This is a genomic window from Skermanella mucosa (genome assembly GCF_016765655.2).
In the GTDB taxonomy this organism is placed as follows: Bacteria; Pseudomonadota; Alphaproteobacteria; order Azospirillales; family Azospirillaceae; genus Skermanella; species Skermanella mucosa.
On record NZ_CP086106.1, the window covers coordinates 1,174,435 to 1,196,789 of the forward strand.

The 22,355-nt window shown below is 68.9% G+C and carries 24 protein-coding genes; 10 read left to right on the forward strand and 14 right to left on the reverse strand.

Annotation, left to right across the window (positions count from 1 at the left end):
* Positions 1-103: 103 nt before the first annotated feature.
* Positions 104-463: a response regulator gene (locus JL100_RS05405; RefSeq protein ID WP_267133600.1), complete on the reverse strand. Its 360-nt coding sequence runs from the start codon at positions 461-463 to the stop codon at positions 104-106.
* Positions 464-698: 235 nt separating this feature from the next.
* Positions 699-989: a hypothetical protein gene (locus JL100_RS05410; protein ID WP_228421085.1), complete on the reverse strand. Its 291-nt coding sequence runs from the start codon at positions 987-989 to the stop codon at positions 699-701.
* Between JL100_RS05410 and JL100_RS05415 the strand changes: the two genes are divergently transcribed.
* Positions 988-2,193, forward strand: a complete 1,206-nt coding sequence (locus JL100_RS05415) for a D-alanyl-D-alanine carboxypeptidase family protein (protein WP_202682139.1) — start codon at positions 988-990, stop codon at positions 2,191-2,193. The genes JL100_RS05410 and JL100_RS05415 overlap by 2 nt on opposite strands.
* 87 nt (positions 2,194-2,280) lie before the next feature.
* On the opposite strand, the gene JL100_RS05420 is transcribed toward JL100_RS05415, so the two are convergent.
* From JL100_RS05420 to JL100_RS05435, 4 genes are all read right to left on the reverse strand, one after another.
* The gene (locus JL100_RS05420; protein ID WP_202682138.1) at positions 2,281-2,724 is read right to left on the reverse strand and encodes a TerB family tellurite resistance protein; all 444 of its coding nucleotides are present in this window, start codon (positions 2,722-2,724) and stop codon (positions 2,281-2,283) included.
* A 31-nt stretch (positions 2,725-2,755) separates the two neighbouring features.
* Entirely contained in the window at positions 2,756-3,184 is a 429-nt protein-coding gene (locus JL100_RS05425; RefSeq protein ID WP_202682137.1) for a PIN domain-containing protein, read from the reverse strand.
* Positions 3,181-3,474, reverse strand: a complete 294-nt coding sequence (locus JL100_RS05430) for a hypothetical protein (protein WP_202682136.1) — start codon at positions 3,472-3,474, stop codon at positions 3,181-3,183. Before JL100_RS05430 ends, JL100_RS05425 begins: the two co-directional genes overlap by 4 nt.
* 320 nt (positions 3,475-3,794) lie before the next feature.
* Positions 3,795-4,739 (reverse strand): lysozyme family protein, encoded by a 945-nt coding sequence (locus tag JL100_RS05435; protein ID WP_202682135.1) that lies wholly within the window; start codon positions 4,737-4,739, stop codon positions 3,795-3,797.
* A gap of 407 nt (positions 4,740-5,146) precedes the next feature.
* Here JL100_RS05435 and JL100_RS05440 point away from each other — a divergent pair, with 407 nt between their 5' ends.
* The 3 genes from JL100_RS05440 (at position 5,147) to JL100_RS05450 (ending at position 8,996) form a co-directional block, all read left to right on the forward strand.
* The gene (locus JL100_RS05440; RefSeq protein ID WP_202682134.1) at positions 5,147-7,111 is read left to right on the forward strand and encodes a methyl-accepting chemotaxis protein; all 1,965 of its coding nucleotides are present in this window, start codon (positions 5,147-5,149) and stop codon (positions 7,109-7,111) included.
* Between the two features lie 64 nt (positions 7,112-7,175).
* On the forward strand, positions 7,176-7,808 hold the full coding sequence (locus JL100_RS05445) for a glutathione S-transferase family protein (RefSeq protein ID WP_202682133.1): 633 nt from the start codon (positions 7,176-7,178) through the stop codon (positions 7,806-7,808).
* Between the two features lie 21 nt (positions 7,809-7,829).
* A complete protein-coding gene (locus JL100_RS05450) occupies positions 7,830-8,996 on the forward strand; it encodes a 3-phenylpropionate MFS transporter (RefSeq protein WP_202682132.1) in 1,167 nt (388 codons plus the stop codon).
* On the opposite strand, the gene JL100_RS05455 is transcribed toward JL100_RS05450, so the two are convergent.
* Positions 8,993-9,574, reverse strand: coding sequence for a hypothetical protein (locus tag JL100_RS05455; protein WP_202682131.1), 582 nt, complete (start codon positions 9,572-9,574; stop codon positions 8,993-8,995). The genes JL100_RS05450 and JL100_RS05455 overlap by 4 nt on opposite strands.
* A 369-nt stretch (positions 9,575-9,943) precedes the next feature.
* Between JL100_RS05455 and JL100_RS05460 the strand changes: the two genes are divergently transcribed.
* Both JL100_RS05460 and JL100_RS05465 read left to right on the forward strand, forming a co-directional pair.
* Positions 9,944-10,267, forward strand: a complete 324-nt coding sequence (locus tag JL100_RS05460) for a hypothetical protein (RefSeq protein WP_202682130.1) — start codon at positions 9,944-9,946, stop codon at positions 10,265-10,267.
* 385 nt (positions 10,268-10,652) lie between these two features.
* On the forward strand, positions 10,653-11,699 hold the full coding sequence (locus JL100_RS05465) for an acyltransferase family protein (protein ID WP_202682129.1): 1,047 nt from the start codon (positions 10,653-10,655) through the stop codon (positions 11,697-11,699).
* Here JL100_RS05465 and JL100_RS05470 read toward each other — a convergent pair.
* The 3 genes from JL100_RS05470 to JL100_RS05480 form a co-directional block, all read right to left on the reverse strand.
* A complete protein-coding gene (locus tag JL100_RS05470; protein ID WP_202682128.1) occupies positions 11,683-13,602 on the reverse strand; it encodes an ATP-binding protein in 1,920 nt (639 codons plus the stop codon). The genes JL100_RS05465 and JL100_RS05470 overlap by 17 nt on opposite strands.
* On the reverse strand, positions 13,599-14,888 hold the full coding sequence (locus JL100_RS05475; protein WP_202682127.1) for an AMP-binding protein: 1,290 nt from the start codon (positions 14,886-14,888) through the stop codon (positions 13,599-13,601). The genes JL100_RS05470 and JL100_RS05475 overlap by 4 nt, the downstream gene beginning before the upstream one ends.
* A 99-nt stretch (positions 14,889-14,987) precedes the next feature.
* Positions 14,988-15,128: a hypothetical protein gene (locus tag JL100_RS05480; RefSeq protein WP_202682126.1), complete on the reverse strand. Its 141-nt coding sequence runs from the start codon at positions 15,126-15,128 to the stop codon at positions 14,988-14,990.
* A gap of 236 nt (positions 15,129-15,364) precedes the next feature.
* Here JL100_RS05480 and JL100_RS05485 point away from each other — a divergent pair, with 236 nt between their 5' ends.
* A complete protein-coding gene (locus JL100_RS05485; RefSeq protein WP_202682125.1) occupies positions 15,365-16,546 on the forward strand; it encodes a porin in 1,182 nt (393 codons plus the stop codon).
* A gap of 82 nt (positions 16,547-16,628) precedes the next feature.
* Here JL100_RS05485 and JL100_RS05490 read toward each other — a convergent pair whose 3' ends face one another.
* The 3 genes from JL100_RS05490 to JL100_RS05500 all read right to left on the reverse strand — a co-directional run bounded on the left by JL100_RS05490 (position 16,629) and on the right by JL100_RS05500 (position 18,118).
* A complete protein-coding gene (locus tag JL100_RS05490; RefSeq protein WP_202682124.1) occupies positions 16,629-16,799 on the reverse strand; it encodes a hypothetical protein in 171 nt (56 codons plus the stop codon).
* An 82-nt stretch (positions 16,800-16,881) separates the two neighbouring features.
* The gene (locus JL100_RS05495; protein ID WP_202682123.1) at positions 16,882-17,052 is read right to left on the reverse strand and encodes a hypothetical protein; all 171 of its coding nucleotides are present in this window, start codon (positions 17,050-17,052) and stop codon (positions 16,882-16,884) included.
* Between the two features lie 55 nt (positions 17,053-17,107).
* A complete protein-coding gene (locus JL100_RS05500; protein WP_202682122.1) occupies positions 17,108-18,118 on the reverse strand; it encodes an aldo/keto reductase in 1,011 nt (336 codons plus the stop codon).
* A gap of 102 nt (positions 18,119-18,220) precedes the next feature.
* On the opposite strand from JL100_RS05500, the gene JL100_RS05505 reads away from it, so the two are divergent.
* Complete coding sequence (locus JL100_RS05505) at positions 18,221-18,649, forward strand: RbsD/FucU family protein (RefSeq protein ID WP_202682121.1); 429 nt, start codon at positions 18,221-18,223, stop codon at positions 18,647-18,649.
* On the opposite strand, the gene JL100_RS05510 is transcribed toward JL100_RS05505, so the two are convergent.
* A complete protein-coding gene (locus tag JL100_RS05510) occupies positions 18,621-19,901 on the reverse strand; it encodes a flavin monoamine oxidase family protein (protein ID WP_202682120.1) in 1,281 nt (426 codons plus the stop codon). The genes JL100_RS05505 and JL100_RS05510 overlap by 29 nt on opposite strands.
* A 210-nt stretch (positions 19,902-20,111) precedes the next feature.
* On the opposite strand from JL100_RS05510, the gene ispH reads away from it, so the two are divergent.
* Together ispH and hpnH are read left to right on the forward strand one after the other, a co-directional pair.
* Positions 20,112-21,104, forward strand: a complete 993-nt coding sequence (gene ispH / locus JL100_RS05515; RefSeq protein ID WP_202682119.1) for a 4-hydroxy-3-methylbut-2-enyl diphosphate reductase — start codon at positions 20,112-20,114, stop codon at positions 21,102-21,104.
* Positions 21,105-21,111: 7 nt separating this feature from the next.
* Complete coding sequence (hpnH, locus tag JL100_RS05520; RefSeq protein WP_202682118.1) at positions 21,112-22,227, forward strand: adenosyl-hopene transferase HpnH; 1,116 nt, start codon at positions 21,112-21,114, stop codon at positions 22,225-22,227.
* The last annotated feature ends 128 nt before the right edge of the window (positions 22,228-22,355 follow it).

The following is a 22,355-nucleotide window of genomic DNA, read 5'->3' on the forward strand; positions in this document are numbered from 1 at the left end:
CCGCCCTCGCCGGCGCACTCCCTTCAGGAGCCGGGCCCTTCAGGAGCCGGGCCCTTCAGGAGCCGGGCCCTTCAGGAGCCGGGCCCTTCAGGAGCCGGGCCCTTCAGGAGCCGAGCCGGCGGACCGCCAGATCCAGCGCCATGCGAAGCTGCACGGCCGAGTAGGGTTTCTGGACGAATCCGAGAGGGTAGGTCGAGGTGATCCGGCTCATGGTCTGGTGGTCAGTATAGGCCGACAGGTAGACGGACCGGATGCCGAACTCGGCGCGCAGGCGCCGCGCGGTGTCGATCCCGTCGGTCGGACCGCGCAGCCGGATGTCCATCAGCGCCAGTTCCGGATGCGTCCGGCCCGCCAGCGCCAGGGCCTCCGGCTCCGACGCCGCCACGCCGCAGACCTCGTATCCGAGTTCGTCCAGGGTGCAGCGTATCCCCAGCGCGACCAGGGCGTCGTCCTCGACGATCATGATCCGAAACCGTTTGCCCGTTGCCGGATCGGCGCTTTCAATCATCGGAGCCTCGCACGAAAGGGTGTGAAGCCGGAGACGGCCCCGTACGGGTCGTGAGGTGGTTTCGATCCCGGGTCTATTCCTGAACGGCACAGCAATTCGCGATAACCATCGGTTGCGGGGAAGCCGGGCGAACAGAGTACCCCCCGGATCGAGCCGGGCCGTCCGTCCGGACAGCCCACTTGATGGAACTTTAACGTTCCGAGATTATAATGAAACCGAAATGAGGCAAGCCGTATCCCTCGATGCCTGATTCTGCGCCCCGCGGTAGGATCCATGGATGATCCGAAGCCGCCTCGCCTTGATGCGATCCGCCCATCCCAGACAGGCTCTCCGGCGCGGCGGCCCCGATCAGCCGCGGCCCGACCTTAACCTTTGTCATAGGGAAAAGCTGCAAGTCACTGAAAAGGAATGAAACGAAGTTCTTAATTTTTAACCAATGGCGCCTAATCATGATGCGGCAGTGTTTTTCAGGAACCATCATGTTTCGCCGCTCCATTGACTTGCCGTCACGCATTTCCCTCGTCGCAGCGATCGTCTGCGCCCTGCTGTTTCCGCTTCGGGCCGAAGCCGCCCCGCCGCCCTATGCGGAGCTTCTGATCGATCCGGCCACCGGCGTCGTCCTGCACGCCCAGAACCCGGACCTCCCGACCCAGCCCGCCTCGCTGACCAAGATGATGACGCTGTTCCTGGCGTTCGACAGCCTGGACAAAGGGGAACTGACCCTCGACCAGTTCATTCCCGTGTCCCGGCGCGCCCAGAACATGTCCCCCTCCAAGCTGGGGCTGGTCGCGGGCACGTCGATCCGGGTGGAGGACGCGATCCTCGGCCTGGTGACCCGGTCGGCCAACGACGCGGCCGTGGTGCTGGCCGAGGCGATCGGCGGCACGGAAGAGGGTTTCGCCGAGATGATGACGACCAAGGCGCGCATCATCGGCATGCGGAACACGACGTTCCTGAACGCCTCGGGCCTGCCGAACGCGCGCCAGAAGACGACCGCGCGCGACATCGCGACGCTGTCGCAGGCCCTGATCAGGACGCACACCCGCCACTACCCTTATTTCAGCCGCAGCAGCTTCTCGTACAACGGCGCGGTGGTCCGCAGCCATAACCGCCTGATGAACCGCTACGACGGCATGGACGGCATCAAGACCGGTTTCGTCAATGCCTCCGGCTTCAACCTCGCGGCCACGGCGGTGCGTGACGGCCGGCGCCTGATCGCGGTTGTCCTGGGCGGCCGCACCTCGCGCGAGCGGGACAACCGCGTCGCGGCCCTCCTCGACCACGGCTTCGGCGTCAAGCCGCTCGGCCGGACCGTCTCGACGGTGGAGGTCGCGGCCGTCGTCCCGACCGTCCGCGCCACGATCAAGGCGGACGCCCCGCGGGCGGAGAAAGCGGTCGCCAAGGCTCCGAAGCCGGCGACCAAGGCAGCCCCGCCGGCCAAAGCGGGTACCTGGGCGATCCAGGTCGGCAGCTACAAGAGCCACAAGGCGGGCCAGGCCGGGTTGACGACGACCGCCAAGGTCATCCCGGCTCACGTCAAGGGCGCGAAGAGCACCGTCCTGAAGAGCCGGACCGGAGTGTTCCAGGCCCGTTTCATCGGCATGACCAAGGCCGCCGCCGAGCAGGCCTGCTCCCGGCTCGAGTCGAAGGGCCAGGACTGCATGGTGGTCGCCCCCCGCGGCTGATGCCATCGGCAAGGCTTCCTGAAGAACCCTGCCAGTCACCGCAGGCCGGCCCCCTCCCGGAGGCCGGCCTGGGGCTTTCGCGCTGTATCAGAGACCCTGGGCGGCGGGATCGAGCCTCAGTATCCGGGCGATCTCCCGCGCCGCATCCCGCTCCCCCGGACTCAGCGCGCCGCACGCTCCCCCCACCTGAAGCGCCGAGCGCAGGACCAGTTCCCGCTGCTCCATGGGCGCGTCGGGCGCGAAATCGGCCAGTACGCCCAGGGCACGGTCGTGTCCGAAGGTCCGGTCCCGGTCGAAATTGGAAAGGTGCTGGTCGAGCACGCGGCGGATGTCGTCGGCGCGTCCCTGGTCGCCCATCAGGCAGTGCAACGCCTCGGAGTCGATTTCCCGCAGTTCCCTGCCCTCGGCGGTGCCGTCGGCGAAGGCGATCAGCGCGCCCGCGGCGATGACCGCCGGCACCAGGAGCGGCAGGTCGTCCGATTCGACGCCGATTTCGCCCAGGTGGCTGACAAGGTTATCTATGAAGGACATGGTGCTTTTCCGCCCAGGTTTCGGCCAGGTTTCAGGTCGTCGATCCGCCGACGAATTCCCGCGGCGTCAACACCGTGACCGGGAGTTCGTCGCGGCAGGACAGCAGGTGTGCGTCGCTGGTGATCAGCGCCGCCCCGGTCGCCCAGGCGAGCGCCGCGAACTTTCGGTCGCCCGGATCCTCCACCCTGGAGAAGGATGAAACGTCGAGCGGGCCGCGATGTTCGCCGGACGCCGCGAAAAGACCGGCGAGGCGGCTCCAGTCGAGCCCGGGAATCCGGCGGACCACCGTCTCGGTCTCGCGCCGGGTCGCCTCGGCCCAGGCAAGCCGGTACCGTCCCTCCCGGACCGCCTCCACCACGGCCGCGGCATTGCTTCCCGGATTGAAGCCCGCGGCCACGAACACATTGGTGTCGAGGATGAGCCGGTCCTGCGCAGGGGCGGTCGATTCGACGTGCGTCACCGGGTGCAGGGCTCCATCACCGGCTTGCCCCGGTGCGGCCAGTCGGCATGCCGGCCCGCGCCGGCGGTCTGCTTTCCACGTTCCTGCCTGATCCGGTCCTGCCCATGCCCGGCATGGTCATCGGTATGGGAGCGCAGCTTCCGCTCCGCCGCTTCCCGGAAAGCATGCTTGACGGACTCCGGCCGTCGCACCCAGGCGACGCCCGTCCGGTCGCTTTCCTCATAGAGCTTCTGAGCCAGGTCTTCCCGAAGTTTCGGATCGATCTTCATCGCGTCCATCTCCTCGCGCATGTGGCCGCTGTCCGGGGCAACACCCGCCGCGCGCGGCCGTTCCTCGCGGGTGGTGAGCCCGTGCGCAAAATCGAGGCATGTTGTTCCGCTGCGGTGAAGCCGCCCGTCGGCGATGGCTTCCTCTGTTCATGTAATGCGTCCGGGGGCGCCCGATCAGGTCGCGCCCGTGATTTCATGGCGCTCCGGCCTCCTCCATGCCCGTGAGGGGCTCTTCGGCAGCGCCAGTGTTTCGGCGGGAACGAATCATTCCCCCGCTTCATCTTGTGCGATGCGTTGGGCCGTGGTGCAACGCATGGAATCGAATGTCCCGGCCGCCCTGCTCAGCCGGCTGGCTCGCCCTGCCGGGGGAACAGGGCCGGAGAATCACCGTCCGCGGCCTCGTCCTCCGGTTCGTCCGGCCAGCCGTCCTGCCGCATCTGCGCGAACAACAGCGCGTTGGAATGCGCGGGCGCCGGCTGCGCGTCGGGGGCGTCTTCCAGCCCGGCGAAACGCTTCTCGTCAGCCTGCATCCGGCGGGTCAGCCGGTTCAGCATGTCCGACGCGGTGAGCGCATGCCCGCTGCGGTCGTGGAACAGGTTCCTGTTGGCTGCGGCGGCCGAGGGCAGCAGGTCGCGTGCGAGCTTCCCGGGGGTCTTCTCGGCCGCGTTGATCAGCCGGGCGGCCCCGCTCGGGCCCATGATGTAGGCGATCCGGCTCTCGATCGTCGAAGCCGGCCGGCCGAGCATCTTGCCCAGCCGTTCCTTGCCTTCGCCGAGATACCGGGCGGCCATGCCGGCGGACAGGTTCGGATCCTCGCGAAGCGCCAGGATCTTCTTGCGCGTCGCGGCGTCGCTGACGGTCGGCGCGCCGTCGACCACCTTGATCTTCTGCGCGATCTCACCCAGGCCGTAAGCCGATCCATGGCGCCGCACCAGGTCCAGCCACGTGCGTTCGATGAACTGGAAGGGGCCGGTCGCCGAACTCCTGCGGTTGCGGGCCTTGGTATCCAGCCCGCTTTCCTGCTGGGCCTGGGAGAGCAGCGAGGCGAAGCTGTGCCCGGACAATCCGGCGACGGACCGGATCGCGTCCACGACCGGCCCGCCGCCCAGGGGTTCCGGCGGCGCCCCTGCCGGCTTGCGGCCGGGCAGGGGAGTGCCGGCCCGCTCCACCGCCGCGGCGAAGCCTTCGCCGGCCGGTTTGCGCGCGGGAACGGGCGGCTGCCACGTGGGGCCGGGTATCGAAGGCTTCTTGCCGGGAACCGGCGGCAGTCGCTGGTCAACAGCCATGGGCTTGTTCTCTGAACCTTTCGGGTTACCCCATCCTAAGGCGGCGGGCCTTCGGTGAGAAGGACAATCGCGTGACCTCGCGTCCTGCGGCACCGCCCGGCGGCACCACCCGGAGATCGCGCGCCGCAGCCGGACCCAAGAGGGAAGATATCTTACCATGCGCGGCCAATTGGCACGGCAACGTAAGACCGATTCAAATCAGGGCGAACAAGTCCGAAAGTCAGCTACCGGATCGGTTCGGACGGAGTGCCGCCGCTCTCCCTTCGACCGACAGAATTCAAGCAGGGTCCGCAGCCATTCACCGCAGGATGACGGGATCGCGGCGGCCGGCGGCCAGAGGACGAGGCAGGACGATGGGGTCTTTTTCTTCCAGGTTCCGGATCGGTTCCAGGATCTATGCGGGGTTCATGCTGATTCTCGCCCTGCTGGGAGCCGTCGGCGGCTTCGGCATCGCCGAATTGATCACCGCCCGTGCGAATTTCGAACGGTACGGCGAGACCTCGGCCAACACCGCCACGGTGATCACGATCAACCTGGATTTCGCGGAACTTCGCCGGCACGCGCTGCTCTATACTTCCTCGGGAAGCCAGGCGGCCGCCGACCAGGTCCGGGAACTGCTCGACCACATCGCTTCCGGCCTGACGCGCCTGATGCCGGCCGCCCATGACGAGATCAGCCGGACCCGGCTGGAGCGCATGGTCCAGCTTGCCGCCGACTACGGGGACAGGTTCGCCAAGCTGAAGGAAGCCCGGGTGAAGCGGGACACCCTGGTCGAGCAGACCCTCAAGCCGCTCGGCGACCAGATCGTCGGCAACCTGTCGTCCCTGATCAGCGAGGCCACGGCGGACAAGCAGATGGAGACCGCGGGGCTCGCGGGGATCGCCCAGGAACAGTTCATGTACGCCCGGCTCAACGCCACCCAGTTCCTGGCGACGCCGGACGAGGCGCTGGCCGAAAGCGTGACGCGGCGGCTTGCCGCCTTCAAGCCGGCCGCCACCAATCTCGCCGCTTGGTTCGACGATCCGGACCGCATGGCGCTGGCCCAGGACGTGCTCCGGCTCGCCGACAACTACTCCAAGACCTTCGACCGCATGGCCGCGTCCGCGTTCGAGATGAACAGCCTCATCTACGAGGTCATGCCGGTCGTCGGGGAGGAGTTCGGCGAGTTGACCCAGGCCACCGTGGACGGCTGGAGCGCCGTCTTCCGGGAGACCGAGCAGAGGACCCTGTCCGAGATCGACAATACCATCAAGGTCAGCGGGACGCTCGTCGCCGCGGCGCTCCTGGGCGGCATCCTGCTGGCCTGGCTGATCGCCCGCAGCATCGTCGTCCCGGTCAAGACCATGACCGGCACCATGACGCTGCTCGCGTCGGGCGACCGTTCCGTCGAGGTGTTGGGGCTCGATTTCGCGGACGAGGTCGGCGAGATGGCGCGGGCGGTCCAGGTCTTCAAGGAGAACGCGATCCGGGTCGAACGGCTCCAGGCCGAGCAGGCCGCCCAGGAGCAGCGTTCGGCGGAGGAACGCCGGCGGTCCATGATGGAGCTGGCCGACGATTTCGAGCATCACGTCAACGGCGTCGTGACCCATGTCACGACCTCGTCCGGGGAGATGAACGCGACGGCGGCCACCATGTCCACCGCCGCCCAGCAGGCGACCCACCAGGCGACCGCGGTCGCCAACGCGGCCGACCACGCGTCCACCAACGTCCAGACCGTCGCCGCCGCGGCGGAGGAACTGGCCTCGTCGATCGCCGAGATCGGCCGGCAGGTCGACCGGTCCTCCCGCACGATCCAGCACGCGGTGGAAAAGGCCCGGCGAACCAACGAGATCGTCGAAAGCCTCTCGACCGCGGCCCAGAAGATCGGCGAGGTGGTCGGCCTGATCAACACCATCGCCGGCCAGACCAACCTGCTCGCGCTCAACGCGACGATCGAGGCGGCCCGCGCCGGCGACGCCGGCAAGGGGTTCGCCGTCGTGGCGTCGGAGGTCAAGAACCTGGCCAACCAGACCGCCAAGGCGACCGAGGACATCTCCGGCCAGATCAGTTCGGTCCAGGCGGCGACGGCCCAGGCGGTCGAGGCGATCCAGGACATCCTGCACACCATCGACGAGGTCAGCGGCACCTCGGCCGCGATCGCCGCGTCGGTCGAGCAGCAGCAGGCGGCGACCGGCGAGATCGCGCGCAACGTCGAGCAGGCCGCCGCCGGGACCAGCGAGGTAGCGGCCAACATCGCCGGCGTCACCGCGGCCGCCGACGCCTCGCTCGCCACGGCGGAGCAGGTGCTCCGCGAATCCTCCGAGCTGACCCGCCAGTCCCTGGTGCTCCGGCGCGCGGTGGACGACTTCATCGAAAAGGTGCGGGCCGCCTGACTGCCCGGTTTGCGGGAGCGTCGAAGTGGGCCACACTCGACCCTCCCGCAGCCGAGGAAACGCCATGATAGATCTCTATACCTGGACCACGCCGAACGGCCGGAAGGCCTCCATCATGCTGGAGGAGACCGGCTTGCCCTATGAGGTCCACCCGATCGACATCACCAAGGACGAGCAGTTCGCGCCGGACTTCCTGAGGATCAGCCCTAACAACAAGATCCCGGCGATCGTCGACCACGACACGGGTGCTTCCCTGATGGAGTCGGGCGCGATCCTGCTGTACCTGGCGGAGAAGACGGGGATGTTCATCCCCCAGGACGGTCCCGGCCGGTGGCGGACCTGGCAGTGGCTGATGTTCCAGATGGGCGGCGCCGGCCCGATGCTGGGCCAGGCCCACCATTTCCTTCAGTTCAACCCCGGCAAGGCGCCCTATGCCGAGGAACGGTTCGGCGCCGAGGCCCGGCGGCTCTATTCCGTCATGGACAAGCGCCTGGGCGAGACCGAGTACCTGGCCGGCGGCGACTACACCATCGCCGACATCGCGACGTGGCCGTGGGTCTCGCGGTTCGAATGGCAGCGGATCGATCTCGCGCAATTCCCGAATGTGCGGCGCTGGTATCTCGCCATCGCAGGGCGTCCCGCCGTCCGGCGCGGCTATGATGTGCCGAAGAAGGGCCACGAGATTCCGCTGGCCTGAGCACATCGCCGCCGGAACCCCATGCTGCTGCCGCTTCGACTGTCCCTGTTCTACGCCGCCTATTTCCTGATCCTGGGCATCCAGCTGCCGTTCTGGCCGGTCTGGCTGGAAAGCCGGGGCCTGTCGGCGGAAGAGATCGGGACGGTCCTGGCGGTGGCGCTGTGGGTCCGCATCGTCACCATCCCGGTGGCCGGCGTGGTGGTCGACCGTACCGGCAACCGCCGGGCGGCACTGATCCTGCTCAGCGCCGCCGCCCTGGCGGCCTCGCTGCTGTACCTGCCGGCCGACGGCTTCGTGCCGATCCTGCTGGTGACCGTGCTGATGAGCGCGGGCTTCAGCCCGATCATGAATATCGGCGACAACCTGACCCTGCTGATCGCCCGGGCGCACCGGCTCGACTACGGCCGGATGCGCCTGTGGGGGTCGATCAGCTTCATCGCCGCCGCCAGCCTGGGCGGCATCGTCGTCGCCGACAGCCGGCCGGAGGTCGTGCTCCACCTGCTGATCGGCGCCATGGCCCTGACGGCCCTGTCCTGCTGGCTGGCGCCGAAGCCGCCGCCGCGCGAGCCGGGACGGGCGGAGGTGCCGTTGAAGACCAGCCGGATCGCGGCGCTGCTCCGCGATCCCGGCTTCCTGCTGTTCCTGGGGGCCACTTCCGCCGTCCAGTCCAGCCACGCCGTCTACTACGCGTTCGGCACCCTGCACTGGCGCGAGCTTGGCCATTCGGAGGCGGTGATCGGCTGGCTGTGGGCGGAGGGCGTGATCGCCGAGATCCTGCTGTTCGCCTTCGGCGGCGCCGTCACCGCGCGGCTCGGTCCGGCCCGCCTGCTGGTGCTGGCCGGGCTGGCCGGACTGGTCCGCTGGTCGGGCACGGCGGTGGCCGAGGGCGTGCCGGCCCTGGCGCTGCTCCAGGTGCTGCACGGCATGACCTTCGGCGCCGCCCATCTCGCTGCCATGCAGTATATCGCGAAGGCCGTCCCGGTGGACCGCTCCGCCACCGCCCAGGCGCTGTACGGCGCCCTCGCGACGGGCATGGGCACGGCGCTGGCGATGATGCTGGCGGGCACCGCCTATGCCGGGTTCGGGGCGGGCGCCTATCACGCCATGGCCGCCCTGGGGCTGGCCGGCGCCGTGTTCGCCCTGCTGCTGGGAGCGCGCGACCGCCGGGACGAGGTCCGGCCGGCCTAACCCGCTTCCTGGTCCTGCTCCCAGGCGGAAGGGTCCTCGATCCGGCGCAGGGTGAGGATCTGCGCCGCGGCGGTGAACAGCAGCCCGGAAGCGGCGAGACGGCCGGAGTCCTGGTCGGAATGACCCAGGCAGGCGAGCTGGGCCGCTCCCAGGGCGTAGGCCTGGAGCAGGTCGATCGGGTCCCCTTTGGAGTTCCGCGACCACCAGCGCCGCCCGTGGCGGCGCATGGTCCGCAGCGCCGGTTCCAGCACGTCCCAGGCGGGCAGCCGGTCCTGGAGGAAGTCCGCGGGGTCGCCGCCCTCCTCCTCGCCCAGGGCAGCCCGCCCGAGATGGATCGCGAACTCGATGAAGGGATAGCGTTCGGACACCCGGGCGCCCGCCCGGAACGCTATGCTCATCAGCAATTCCGACACCAGCGCGGAATCCCGGGGTTCCAGGCCGTCAAGGACATCCAGCAGCCCCGGAGCCAGACCCGCTTCCGGCGAGCCGCCGTCGCGGGCGGCGGTCACGGCCGCGACCAGCGTGCGCAACGCTTCGACCTGGGCCTCCGGGGAAACCGGCCGGTAGTCTTGTTCCATGGAGATGTGCTCTTTGCCTTCCGCAAGGACCTTCGGACCGGCCGTCCGCCGGTCCGAAGGTCCCTGTTACAAGGCAACGGAGCGTATTGTCCAGGAGAACGAGTACGTGGGTATTCCCGCCGGTCCTTCTACTTCATCCTGCGGGACAGCAGGAACCAGAACAGGCCGGCGGTCACGCCGACCGTAGCGGCCAGGAAGCCGAGCGCGATGTAGGCCTCGTAATCGAGATGCATGGTGTGGAACTCCCCGGGCGGTGCGCCTGAAGGCGGCGCAGATGTGGATGCCGTCGGCGAGCGTGCCTCCGCCGGGGCGTGGCCGCATTGAAGATTCGCAATCCCGCGAGGCACGGTTCAGGCTATGGATGATCCCGTGGCAACCTGGGTGCATGGCATGTCCGATCCCGGCGAACGGCGAAGCGGCTCCGGATGGCCGCTGCGGCACGAACGTCCCATCCTGCGCAGGCTGGCCGGCGCCTTCGGCGCGGGCTTCGCCGGGGGAGCGGTGACGGCGACCACCCTGATCGCGGCCGATGTCGGCGGCATCGGGGGCCTCACCCTGGGGGCCGGTGCCTCGCCCGGCGACCTGACGGGAGCCCTGCTGCTGATCTGGGGCATGGCGGTCCTGTTCGGCTTCGTCGGCCTCGCGATCTCGATCATGTCGCTCGGCGACTGGACCGACTCCCCTCCCGACTGACCGGTGCCCCGCCGCTTCGCCCGGCCTGAGGAAGCGCCAAGTGGCCCGGCACAGTGGTTTCGATTGATTTGCCGTAGGTCGGCCTCGGCCGAAGGCCGACCTACCGTACTCCGCTCCGCCGAACGTCATCAAAAACACTGTGCAGAACCACTAGAGTAACCCGTAATCGAAAGCGCGCATCAAGGGGAGTAGCATCCGGCTTGCCGTATCCGTCGAGAGGCTTCCAAGCCGACGTTCTGTTATCATGGGCAACCGGCATCGACATGTACTGTGGTTGGACATGAGTAAGACGATCATATCGCAGTCCCCCCTTCGGCCATCCTTGGGGAATATAAAATTTAATATTATTTCAATACAGTATTTAAGGGCGTTCGCCGCTCTCCTGGTGGTGTTTCACCATGCGCGCTACCAGATCGCCGACTTCGAGGTGTTCTACAAGGGGGGCGTCTGGCCGTTCGGGCAGGCGGGCGTGGACATCTTCTTCGTCATCAGCGGCTTCATCATGTGGATGACGACTTCGGCGCGGCCGACCACGCCGGCCGACTTCATCCGGAACCGCGTCGTCCGGATCGTCCCGATGTACTGGCTCGTGACCCTGGCCGTGGCGGTCGCGGCCCTGCTGCTGCCGAATCTGTTCCGGGCGGTCGAGCTGACGCCCGAGCACGTGATCAAGTCGCTGTTCTTCGTCCCCCATTTCTATCCCGGCGCGCCGACCCGGATCTGGCCCCTGCTGATCCCGGGCTGGACCCTCAATTACGAGATGTTCTTCTACCTGGTCTTCGCGGCGGCGCTGTTCCTGCCGCGCGCCCTGATCATCCCGGCGATCACCGCCCTGTTCGCGGCGATCTCGGTGATCGGCCTGGTGGTCCCCTTCGAGGATCCGATCCTGATCTTCTTCGCGGATTCCATCATCCTGGAATTCGTGGCCGGAATGCTGCTCGGCCGGCTCTACCTGCAAGGGCGGCTGGCGTTGCCGGCCTGGGCCGCCGTGCCGGCGATCGCCGCCGGGCTGGTCTGGATGGTCGCCCTGACCCCCTGGGAGGCTCCCGAGACGCGCCTGCTGGTCTGGGGCGTGCCGGCCGTCCTGACGGTCGCCGGCTGCCTGTCGCTGGAGGCCAGGGGGGCGGTCGGCAGGAACGGGCTGCTGACCCTGCTGGGCGATGCCTCCTACTCGATCTACCTGACCCATATCCTGACGCTCGGCGTGATCAGGACGGTCTGGAGCCGGCTGGGGCTGGTCGAGCAGGACCCCGCCGCCGCCTGGATCTTCATGGCCTCGGCGATCGCGATATCGTCGGCGGCGGGCGTCGCGGCGTATATCCTGCTCGAGGCGCCGATCCAGAGGCTGGCGCGCCGCCGGCGGCCCGGGTCCGGGCGCCGGTCCGCCGTCGCGGCCGGCGCCCGGCTCCCTGCGGTCAAATCCAGCGGATGAACAGCCAGGCGGTGCCGGGCTGCCGGCCGGAACGCATCTCGATCAGCACCTTCATGGGCTGGTCGAAGGTGAAGATATAGCTGAAGATGATGTTCAGGCTTCCGGTCTCGACGCCGTCCCGGAACCGTCCGTGGAACTCCGGCGTGAAAGTGCAGGGGGCGACGTCGCGGAAGAAATCCGAGCCGATCACCAGGTCGGCCTTGCGCCCGGTGAAATTCTCCTCCGCGGCGTTGTAGCTGAGGACCTTTCCCGTCCGGTCGAGCTGGACGATGCCGATCGGCAGGTCGGCCAGGGCGTCCCGGCCGGTCTCCTCCACCAGCTCGAACACGCCCTGGTCGCCGATCCTGAAGAACTCCTTGAGGCCGCCGATGGTCGGGGCCGGCGGCCTGCCGTCGGGCGTGCGGACCCGCCAGGACGGCAGCGTCATGAAGGCGGTGGTGCCGACGCCCGGGCTGGTGTTCAGATGGAGCATGCCGCCGTGCAGCTCGATCAGCGCCTTGGCGACCGGCAGCCCCAGCCCGGTGCCTTCCGTATTGGCCTGGAGATGCGAGCCGACCCGGCCGAACGGGGCGAGGGCGACCGGCAGGTCGCGGGCGGAGATCCCGATGCCGGTATCCGAGGTCGTGAAGCAGATCTGGCCGTCCGCCAGGATGTGGGCCGCCAGGGTGACCTCGCCGCCGGCCTCGGTGAACTTGACCGCGTTGCCCACCAGGTTCAGCAGCACCTGCCGCAGCAGGCGCCGGTCCGCGATCACCGCCACGTCGTCCGGCGCGGGCGCCACGGTCAGCTTCAGCCGGGCCTTCGACGCCCGTTCCCTCAGCAGCCGCTCGACGTCCCCCAGCAGCCGCTTCGCGGACACGGTCTCCTCGTTCAGCGTGACCTGGCCGGCCTCGATCTTCGCCATGTCCAGCAGGTCGTTGATGATGTCGAGCAGGTGCCGGCCGGCGAACAGGACGTCGCTGGCATATTCCACATAGGTCGGGTTGCCGAGGGGGCCGTGCATCTCCTCGGCCATCATCTCCGAGAACCCGATGATCGCGTTCAGCGGCGTGCGCAGCTCGTGGCTCATGTTGGCGAGCAGCGACGTCTTGGCCTGGTTGGCCCGCTCGGCCTGTTCCTTGGCCGCCATCAGTTCCAGGGCCGCGCGCTTGCTCGCGGTGACGTCCTGCACCGTCCCGAACAGGGCCAGGGGGTGCCCGTCGCCGCTGCTGTGGACGACCCGCTCCTCGTGCAGGTGGCGGATCTCGCCGTCGGGCAGCACGATGCGGTAGTCGAACGATCCGGACCGCGCCGACGGCGCCGCGAGGTCGCGGTCCAGGGGATGGACCAGGTCGAGGAACTCGACGGGACCCGGCGGCCCCGCGGCGGGATCGCGGTCATGGATCCCGTACAGGATGTCCGACCAGACCGTGCTTCCCGTCGCCAGCTCCGTCCGCCACCAGCCGAGCCGCGCCATGCGCTGGGCGGCTTCCAGCGCCTGCTCCAGCCGGCGGTGTCCGGTCAGGTCGGTGGAGGTCCCGACCAGTCGGACGACCCGCCCGTCGTGGAACAGCGGGTTCAGCACGGTCCGGGTCCAGAAGACCCTGTCTCCCAGCCGGATCTCCTCCTCGTAGCCGATCGGGCCGCGGGTGGAGACGCAGTCCCGGTAATGGCCGGTGATTCGGTAGGCGAGGCAGGGCGCCAGCACCTCCTCGATCAGACGGCCGGCGCAGTCGTCGTTGGTCAGGCCGAAGGAGCGCTCGTACCAGTCGTTCAGCATCGCGATCCGGAACCCGCCGCCGCTCCCGCCCCCATCCGTCACGTCGATGACGAAGATCGGGCAGGCGATCTGGTTGACGAGTTCGCGCAAGGTCGCCCCGGCGGAGGTCTTGAGGATGTCGGGCTGGTCGAGCAGGGTCGTCATGGGAGGGATCGCGGGCTTCGAGGGGTGGGAAAGGCTTGGCGGACGGTCCAGTCTGCATCCTTGCCGAAGGAATTCGACGGCAGCGACGGCCCGGAGGCCAGCGCCCGGGGCCGTTCGGGGACGGTCAGGTTGCGGTCGATCCAGCGCGTCAGCGCCTGGTGGAATTCCGGCCCGGCGGGGGCGTCCGGGGCCGGCACGACGAAGGCCTTCAGCCTGTCTCCCTCGTCCGGCGTCATCAGGCGCACCGCCGCGTCGGCGACCCAGGGATGCTCGCACAGCCGCCGCCGCACATGGTCGGGAGAGACGTTCGCGCCGCCGACCTGCACCATTCCGTCCAGGCGCCCCGCGACGCGGAAGCGGCCGTCGGCGGACCAGTCCAGCCGGTCCGGCGCCGGAACGTCCCGCTCCGTTCCGTCCGCCGAGGTCCGGCGCAGGGTCGAATCCCCGGCGCGGCGCCACCAGGGCATCGGCCGGAACCCGTCGGCCGGCTCGTCGCGCCAGCCGATGCCGCCGGTCTCCGACGAGCCGTACAGTTCGACCAGACGGTCCAGCCCGGCCCGGATCGCGCCGCGGGCGGTCTCCGCCGGGCAGGGCGCCGTCGAGACGGAGCCATGGACTCCCGCGGGCAGGGTGATCCCGCTGCGGACGACGGCCGACCAGAAGGCGGGATGGCCGACGATCAGGTCGCCGGGTGCCGCCAGAACCGCCAGCGCCGCCGGCGCCCGGCCCCGGACATCGACCACGGGCAGCCTGGCCGCGCCCCGGGGAGCGCCGGCCAGGATCGTCATCAGGAATCCGTAGATATGGTGGCAGGGCACCGCGCCGAGGATTCGGCGGCGCCCGGGGAACAGCGCGCGCAGGAACTCCGCCTCCTGCTCCAGGTCGGCAAGGCGGTGGCGGCAAGGCTTGGCGGCCCCGGTGCTGCCCGAAGTCCTGAAGGTGATGTGCGAGCCGCACCGGGGAAGCGCCGACCGGCAGGTATCCAGCAGGCCGCCGAAGGTCCGCCGGGTCGGCAGGTAGTCGGCCGACCCGGCCTCTCCCAGGTTGAGCGCTTCGGCCAGCGCCGCCGAGAGCTGGAGCATCTCCAGGCTGTCGGCCTCGATCAGGCCGTCCCGCCAAGCCTCCCCGCCCGGGCCGTCGCCGCCGGAAAGGCCGGCGAAGACCTCGAAACCGGGCCGCAGGCGGGCGAACTCGCCCGCGATCAGGTCGGCGACGAAACGCGCCAGGGCCGGGCCGTCCGACCACCAGCTTCTTCCGGAACCGAACTCTCCTGCTTCCCCGGCCACGCGCCCGACCCATCGATAAGGGTAAAAGACGCGCCGATAGTGTCACATCGGACGGGCATTGCAAATCCGTCCGAACAGGAAACCAGGCTCAAAAATCGGTCAGACGTCGTAGACCGGTCCCGGTGTCTTCTTGTTCTCGCCGCCCGAACGCTCCTCCTCCTTCTCGGTCAGCGTCTTGTCGCGCCCGGCATCGGTTCCCGGCTGGGGCTTTTCGTCTTTCTTGGCGTCATCTTCGGCCATGATCGTTCTCCCGTTGAAAACCGGTCCAACAGGCGATGCAAAGACGCGTTGCGATCAGAACGCAAAATGAATTTTGCGTAAATGAACTTCGAACTTACTTCCAAAATACAAGGTGTTGCTGCTGTGCATCATATTTCCGTCATGACGTTCAGTCTCATCGGTAATTGTTGCGTATGTATCTATTCGCCGCTCTGATGGGGACACGCTTCATCAATCGACCCGATCAGGGAATGGTCATGAGAAATCTCCTCCTTGCCACCACGGCCATCGCCGCAGTCGCCCTGAGCGCTCAATCCGCCCAGGCGCAGCTCGTCGTGAGCCTGGGCGGTTACACCGAGTTCTTCGGCGCCTATTACGATGACGACGCCTCGAACCGGACCAGTCGCGAGTTCGCGCTGGAGACCGAGATCGTCGTCCGCGCCGATGGCAAGGCTGACAACGGCCTTCTCTACGGTGCCAAGGTCGAGCTGCAGAACAGCACCGGCGCCGCCTCGAACAGCGTCGGCACCGACGAGGCGTCGGTCTATCTCGGCGGCACCTGGGGCCGCATCGAGCTGGGCGACTTCGACGGCGCCGCCGACACCCTGGCGATCTACGCTCCCCTGATCGGCGTCGAGCAGATCGACGGCGACGGCTATCGCTTCCTGGAGAACTCGCCGGATGTCGGCCCGCGCGCCGGCTTCGCGCTGGGCAGCCTGCCGACCGGCAGCGTCGTCCAGGCTCCCGACTCGGGCGACGCCACCAAGGTCATGTACCTGACCCCGCGGTTCGGCGGCGTCCAGGCGGGCGTCAGCTACGCCACGCAGGACGACAGCGAGGGCCAGGACGTCGTCGGCTTCAAGACCGCCGGCGGCTACAAGGATTTCTGGGAAGTCGGCGCCAACTACACCGGCGAATTCTCCGGCTTCTCGGTCGCGGCGGGCGCCACCGGCAGCACGGCGACCGGCCAGGACCTGGGCGTCGTCGGCGGACCCTCGCTGGAGGATTTCTGGGCTTGGCAGGTCGGCGGCCAGGTCGGCTACGGCGCCTTCAAGCTCGGCGGCGGCTATATCGACGGCGGCGACTACAACGCGGTTTCCGGCGTGCCGGCGACTTCGGGCGACACCACCATCTGGCACGTGGGCGTCAGCTACACGGCCGGCCCGCTGGCTGTCGGCCTGTCCTACGCCGACGCCGAAGGCTTCAAGGGCGGTCCGGAGTTCGACGATTTCGGCGGCGTGACCCCCGCGACCTATGCCTCCTCCTACAAGACCTACGGCGGCGGCGCCGCCTACACCCTGGCTCCCGGCTTCACGGTCCAGGGCGACGTGATGTATGTGGACGAGGACCTGCGCAACGTGGACGCCACCACCGGCGTCGCCAGCACCACGAGCAACGAAGGCATCGTCGCCATCCTGAGCACCCGCCTGGACTTCTGATCCACGGGCAGGCCACGGCTGGAAGGAAAGGGGTGCGGCGCTTCGGGCGCGGCACCCTTTTTCGTTTTTCGGTTCTTCGGTATCAGTTAGCCTGCTCGCCGAACCGGTGCTCGGCCGTGGAGTCCTCGCCGACCCGCGCGCTGGGAGTGGAGAAGGCATCGTAGGCGGGGTTGGTCAGGTAGTTCGACAGGACGATGCCCACGCCCGTCGCGATCACGATGGCCGTCAGGGTCCCCAGGATAAACATCTTCATCGGCATTCCATTCGTTCGTCTTTGCTTTTCCGTCCCGGAGCGCCGGCGGCGCTCCGGGATTTCTTTTCTCTAGAACGCGACGTCACGAACCCTCGGGCGTGCGTCCCGCCTTGTCGCGGATCTCGTCGCGCTCGCCCATCTCCTCGAACTTGCGCTCGGGACTCTTGTCGGTGTCGCCGGATGCCTTTCCGGTCTTCCGGTCCAGCGCCTTCTCGATCTGCTCGGCCGCTTCGGAACCCTTGCCGGTGCTCATGCCTTCCTCCCTCCAGCTCTCGCGGTTGCAGGCGGATCGCCCGCACCCATCGCACTCAGGGGAGCGGGGCGTCCTGACGGATCAACCCGTCAGACCGCAATTCCGCCCACAGGTCGGACGGAATTTTGTGGGCGAGCAGATCCATGTTTTCCTTGATCCGCGCCGGGCTGCCCATGCCGGGAATGACCGACGCAACCACCGGATGCCCCAGCGGGAACTGAAGGGCCGCAGCCTTCAACGGCACCCCGTGGCGGCGGCAGATCTCCTCGATCCGCCGGGTCTTCTCCAGGATCTCGGGCGAGGCCGGGGCATAGTCGTAGTGGGCGCCCTCGACCGGGCCGGTCGCCAGGATGCCGGAATTGTACGGCCCGCCCAGCACGATCCCGATGCCGCGCTTCTCGCAGAGCGGCATGAAGCTGTCCAGGCTCTCCTGGTCCAGCAGGGTGTAGCGGCCGGCCAGCAGGAAGCAGTCGAAGTCGCCGGCCTCGGCGAAGCGCTGGCAGGCTTCCCACTCGTTCAGGCCGGCCCCGATCGCCTTGACGACGCCCTGCTCGCGCAGCTTCAGCAGGGCGGGATAGGCGCCCTCCATGGCCTCCTTGAAGCGCTGCTCGAACGCGTCGCCCTGGTTGCGCCGGTCGGCGTCGTGGATGAAGACGATGTCGACCCGGTCGGTTCCCAGCCGATGCAGGCTGTCCTCGAACGACCGCATCACGCCGTCATAGCTGTAGTCGAGCCCCCGGCGGAACGGCGGCACGTCCATGAACAGCCCCGCTTCGGTCGGTTCCCCGCGCGCCGGGAACAGGCGCCAGCCGACCTTGGTGGACAGCACGACGTTCTCCCCGCGGACCCGGCGCAGCCAGCCGCCGACGCGGTGCTCGCTCAACCCGTGGCCGTAGAGCGGCGCCGTGTCCACGTAGCGCACGCCCGCCGCGAAGCTGGCGTCCAGGGCGGCCATCGCCGCCTCGTCGTCGATCGCCCGGTACATGTTGCCGAGCGAGGTCCCGCCGAATCCGAACGCCGTCAGCGAGACATCCGTGCGGCCGAGCTTTCGCGTTTCCAGTTCCATGCCATCCTCCCGTACAGTTCAGTCCATCGTGACACGAATCGATGACACGGCCGACTCCCCAGCCGGGGCGCCGGGCCGCATCAGGGCAGGAATAAGAAACCCATGCTGAAGACAATCGATCCGCTGCTCAACGGAGCGCTGCTCCAGATCCTCGCCGATATGGGGCACGGCGACGAACTCGCCATCGTCGACGCGAATTATCCCGCGGCGGCCAACGCCAGGCGGCTGGTCCGGCTGGACGGCATCACGGCCACCGCGACGCTCAAGGCGGTGCTGTCGCTGCTGCCGCTCGACGACTTCGTCGAGACGCCGGCCGCCGTCATGACTCCCGGAACCGAGTGGCCGCCGATCCTGGACGAGTTCCAGGCGCTGGCCGACCAAGCGGAGGGCAGGGAGGTCGAGATCCTGGGGATGGACCGCTTCGCCTTCTACGAACGGGCGCGCGGCGCCTATGCCGTGATCGCCACCGGCGAACGGCGGCTCTACGGCAACATCATCCTGGTCAAGGGCGTGATCCGTCCGGCCGAATGACGGCGGCCGCCGCCACGGCGGCGTCGATGCCGGTGAGGTAGGCGCCGTGCGCGGTGGAGTAGGACCCCCGCGAGCAGGCCTCCCCCGCGAAGAACAGGCGCCCGTCGATCGGCAGCACGAGGTCGGCGCGGCGGTCGGCGCCGCCCGGCACCGCGTAGGAATAGGCGCCCCGCGACCACGGGTCCGCCGCCCAGGCCGACGCCGCCACCGGCTTCAGCTGCCGGCGGACCGAGGATCCGAACAGGCCGCACAGCTCCCCGACCGCGAAATCCTCCATCGCCCCGGCGCCGGCGCGCTCCAGGTCGAGCGCCAGGGCGCCGCCGTAATAGGCCTCGACCAGCGGCCGGCCGAGCGGCTCCAGGTGGTACAGCCCGGTCCGCGCGCGGTCCAGGGCGCCGGGCACCTGCGTGTCGGGCTCCAGGTCCCAGGGTCGGCCGCTCCCCTCGGCGAGTTCCAGGAACAGCTTCGCCACATGGCCCATGGGCAGGGCGCGGGCCGCCTCGGTCTTTTCCGGCGGCAGCGGCGGCGTGAAGCGGATCGCCTCGCCGTCCAGCAGCGGGGGCGGGACGGTCAGGATCACGGCCCGCCCGCACAGCTCGCCCTTGGGCGTGGTCAGCACGACCCGCGGCCCGGTCATGTCTATCGACGTCACCGGCGTGTCGAGCGAAACCGGGACGCCGGCCCCGGCCCGCGCCACCAGCGTGCCGTAGCCCGACGCCACCCGCCAATTGACGCCGGTATCGGCGTAGCGCATCAGGTCCACCGCCGACAGCGCCCCCGGCTCGGCGCCGGAGATATAGCCGATGACCGCCTCGAAGCGGGGCAGCCAACGGTCCCCGGCGGGCAGCAGGTCGGCGACGCTGCGGTCCGGGCCACCATCGGGTCCGCCATCGCCGACGCGGTCGATCAGGTCCCAGAGCCGTGCCATCGCCTCCGCCCAGTCGGCCATGGCCTCCCGGCCCAGCCGGCGCCCGACGGCGCCCTGGCCCCAGTCCGGCGGGGTGCGGTCGATCTCCAGCCCCAGCCCCTCGGCGATCCCGCACCACGGGTTTCGGTCGGCGGAATGCAGCCAGCCGCAGCCCAGGTCGGCGGGATGGCCGCCGTCGGACAGGACGGTGTGGGCGCGGCCTCCCAGCCGGCCGCGCGCCTCGATCACCACCGCCGAGATCCCCCGGCGGCCCAGTTCACGCGCCGCCGCCAGGCCGGCGGCCCCGGCGCCGACCACCACCACATCCACTTCGCTGAACGGCATGAATCCCCTGTCGCCTTCGATCCCATCACGCCCGTTCAACAGATCGTGTGGAGGTTCGGACCGCGCGCACTGCTCCAAATGCGCGTTTGCCCGATTTTTCCCTTCCGATATAGCCTGGATCGTCCGGGGACCGCCGTCCCCGGACAGGGCCGGCCCCGGAAGCGACCGGCCCGGACACGACCGGCCCGGAAACGACCGAAGGACGCGCTCATGCAGGTGATCCTGGCCCAGCCCCGCGGTTTCTGCGCCGGCGTCGAGCGGGCGATCGAGATCGTGGAACGGGCGCTCGCGCTCTACGGCCCTCCCGTCTATGTCCGGCACGAGATCGTCCACAACGGCCATGTGGTCGAACGGCTCAGGGCCAAGGGCGTGCGGTTCGTGGACGAGGTGGACGAGGTGCCGCCCGGCGGCGTCACGATCTTCAGCGCGCACGGCGTCTCGACCTCGGTGGACGAGGCGGCCCGGGCGCGCGGCCTCCACATCATCGACGCGACCTGCCCCCTGGTCGCCCGCGTCCACCTGGAAGGTGCCCGCTATTCCCGCCAGGGGCGGGACGTCGTGCTGATCGGCCATGCCGGCCATGCGGAGGTCGAGGGAACCCTGGGACGGCTCAAGGGGCCGGTCCATCTCGTCGGCTCGGTCGAGGATGTCGCCGGGCTTGAAGTCTCCGATCCCGGCCGGGTCGCCTATATCACCCAGACGACGCTCAGCATCGACGACACCCGAAGCATCATCGAGGCGCTCAAGGCCCGCTTCCCCGCCATCGTCGGCCCCGACACCAACGACATCTGCTACGCCACCCAGAACCGCCAGCGCGCCGTGCTGAGCCTTGCCCCGCTGGTCGACCTGGTGCTGGTGGTCGGGGCGGCGAACAGCTCCAACTCCAACCGGCTGCGCGAGATCGCCCAGGATGCCGGCGTCCCCGCCCACCTGATCGACGATGCCTCGGCGCTCGACCCGGCCTGGCTCGAGGGGGTATCCTCGGTCGGCGTCACGGCGGGCGCCTCGGCGCCGGAGGACCTGGTCCAGGAGGTGCTGGCCGCGCTGTCCCGGCTTACGATGCTGCGGGTCATGACGCTTCCCGGCATAGAGGAAACCCTGCGTTTCCGCCTGCCCGCCGAGCTGGAGGCGGCCGGCCCCGGCCCGCTCCCCCGGCATCGATCCGACATGCCGATCCGGCATGAAGACCTGAACAGGAAGTGAGCCGACGATGGCAGTCCCCCTGCTCCAAACCGCGATGGTCGGCGCCTATGTCGTCGGCCGCCACCTGCGCGGCGTCAAGCGGTACCCGCTGGTGCTGATGCTGGAGCCGCTGTTCCGCTGCAATCTCGCCTGCGCCGGCTGCGGCAAGATCGACTATCCCGACCCGCTGCTCAACCGCCGCCTCAGCGTGGAAGACTGCCTGGAGGCGGCGCGCGAATGCGGCGCGCCGGTCGTCTCGATCGCCGGCGGCGAGCCGCTGCTCCACGCCGAGATCGACCGGATCGTGGACGGGCTGATCGCCCAGCGGCGCTTCGTCTATCTCTGCACCAACGCGCTGCTGATGGAAAAGCGGCTGGACCGCTTCAAGCCCGGCCCCTTCTTCACCTGGTCGGTCCATCTCGACGGCAGCCGGGCCGAGCACGACGCCTCGGTCTGCCAGGCCGGCGTCTACGACCGCGCCGTCGCGGCGATCCGGGAGGCCAAGAAGCGCGGCTTCCGCGTCAACATCAACTGCACCCTGTTCGACGGCACCGATCCCGTGCGGGTCGCCGCCTTCTTCGACGAGGCCATGGAAGCCGGCATCGACGGCATCACGGTCTCGCCCGGATACGCCTACGAGCGAGCACCCGACCAGGCCCATTTCCTGACCCGCCGGCGCACCAAGCAGCTCTTCCGCGACATCTTCCAGGCAGGGCGGGGCAGGCGCTGGGCGTTCAACCAGTCGTCCCTGTTCCTGGACTTCCTGGCCGGCAACCAGAGCTACCGGTGCAGCCCCTGGGGCAACCCGACCCGCAACGTCTTCGGCTGGCAGCGCCCCTGCTACCTGCTCGGGGAAGGCTACGCCACGACCTGGCGCGAGCTGATGGATGAAACCGACTGGGACGCCTACGGCACCGGCAACTACGAGAAATGCGCCGACTGCATGGTCCACAGCGGCTACGAGGCGACCGCCGTCGCCGACTCCGTCCGCAATCCTCTGAAGGCGTTCCGCGTCGCCCGTCACGGCGTCCGCACAGACGGCGGCATGGCCCCGGAAATCCCCCTCGACCGCCAGCGCCCGGCCGAATACGTCTTCTCCCGCCACGTCGAGAAGGCGCTGGAGGAGACCGGCCCGAAGCGCTGAGGCGCTTTTTGCTTTCCGTGGAATTCCGTTGCTCTCGACACGGGGCCGTCGCCCGACCCCCTCACCCTGACCCTCTCCCCCAAGGGGGCGAGGGGACCTTGCTCCGTGCCGCAGCCTAACCCCTGCCG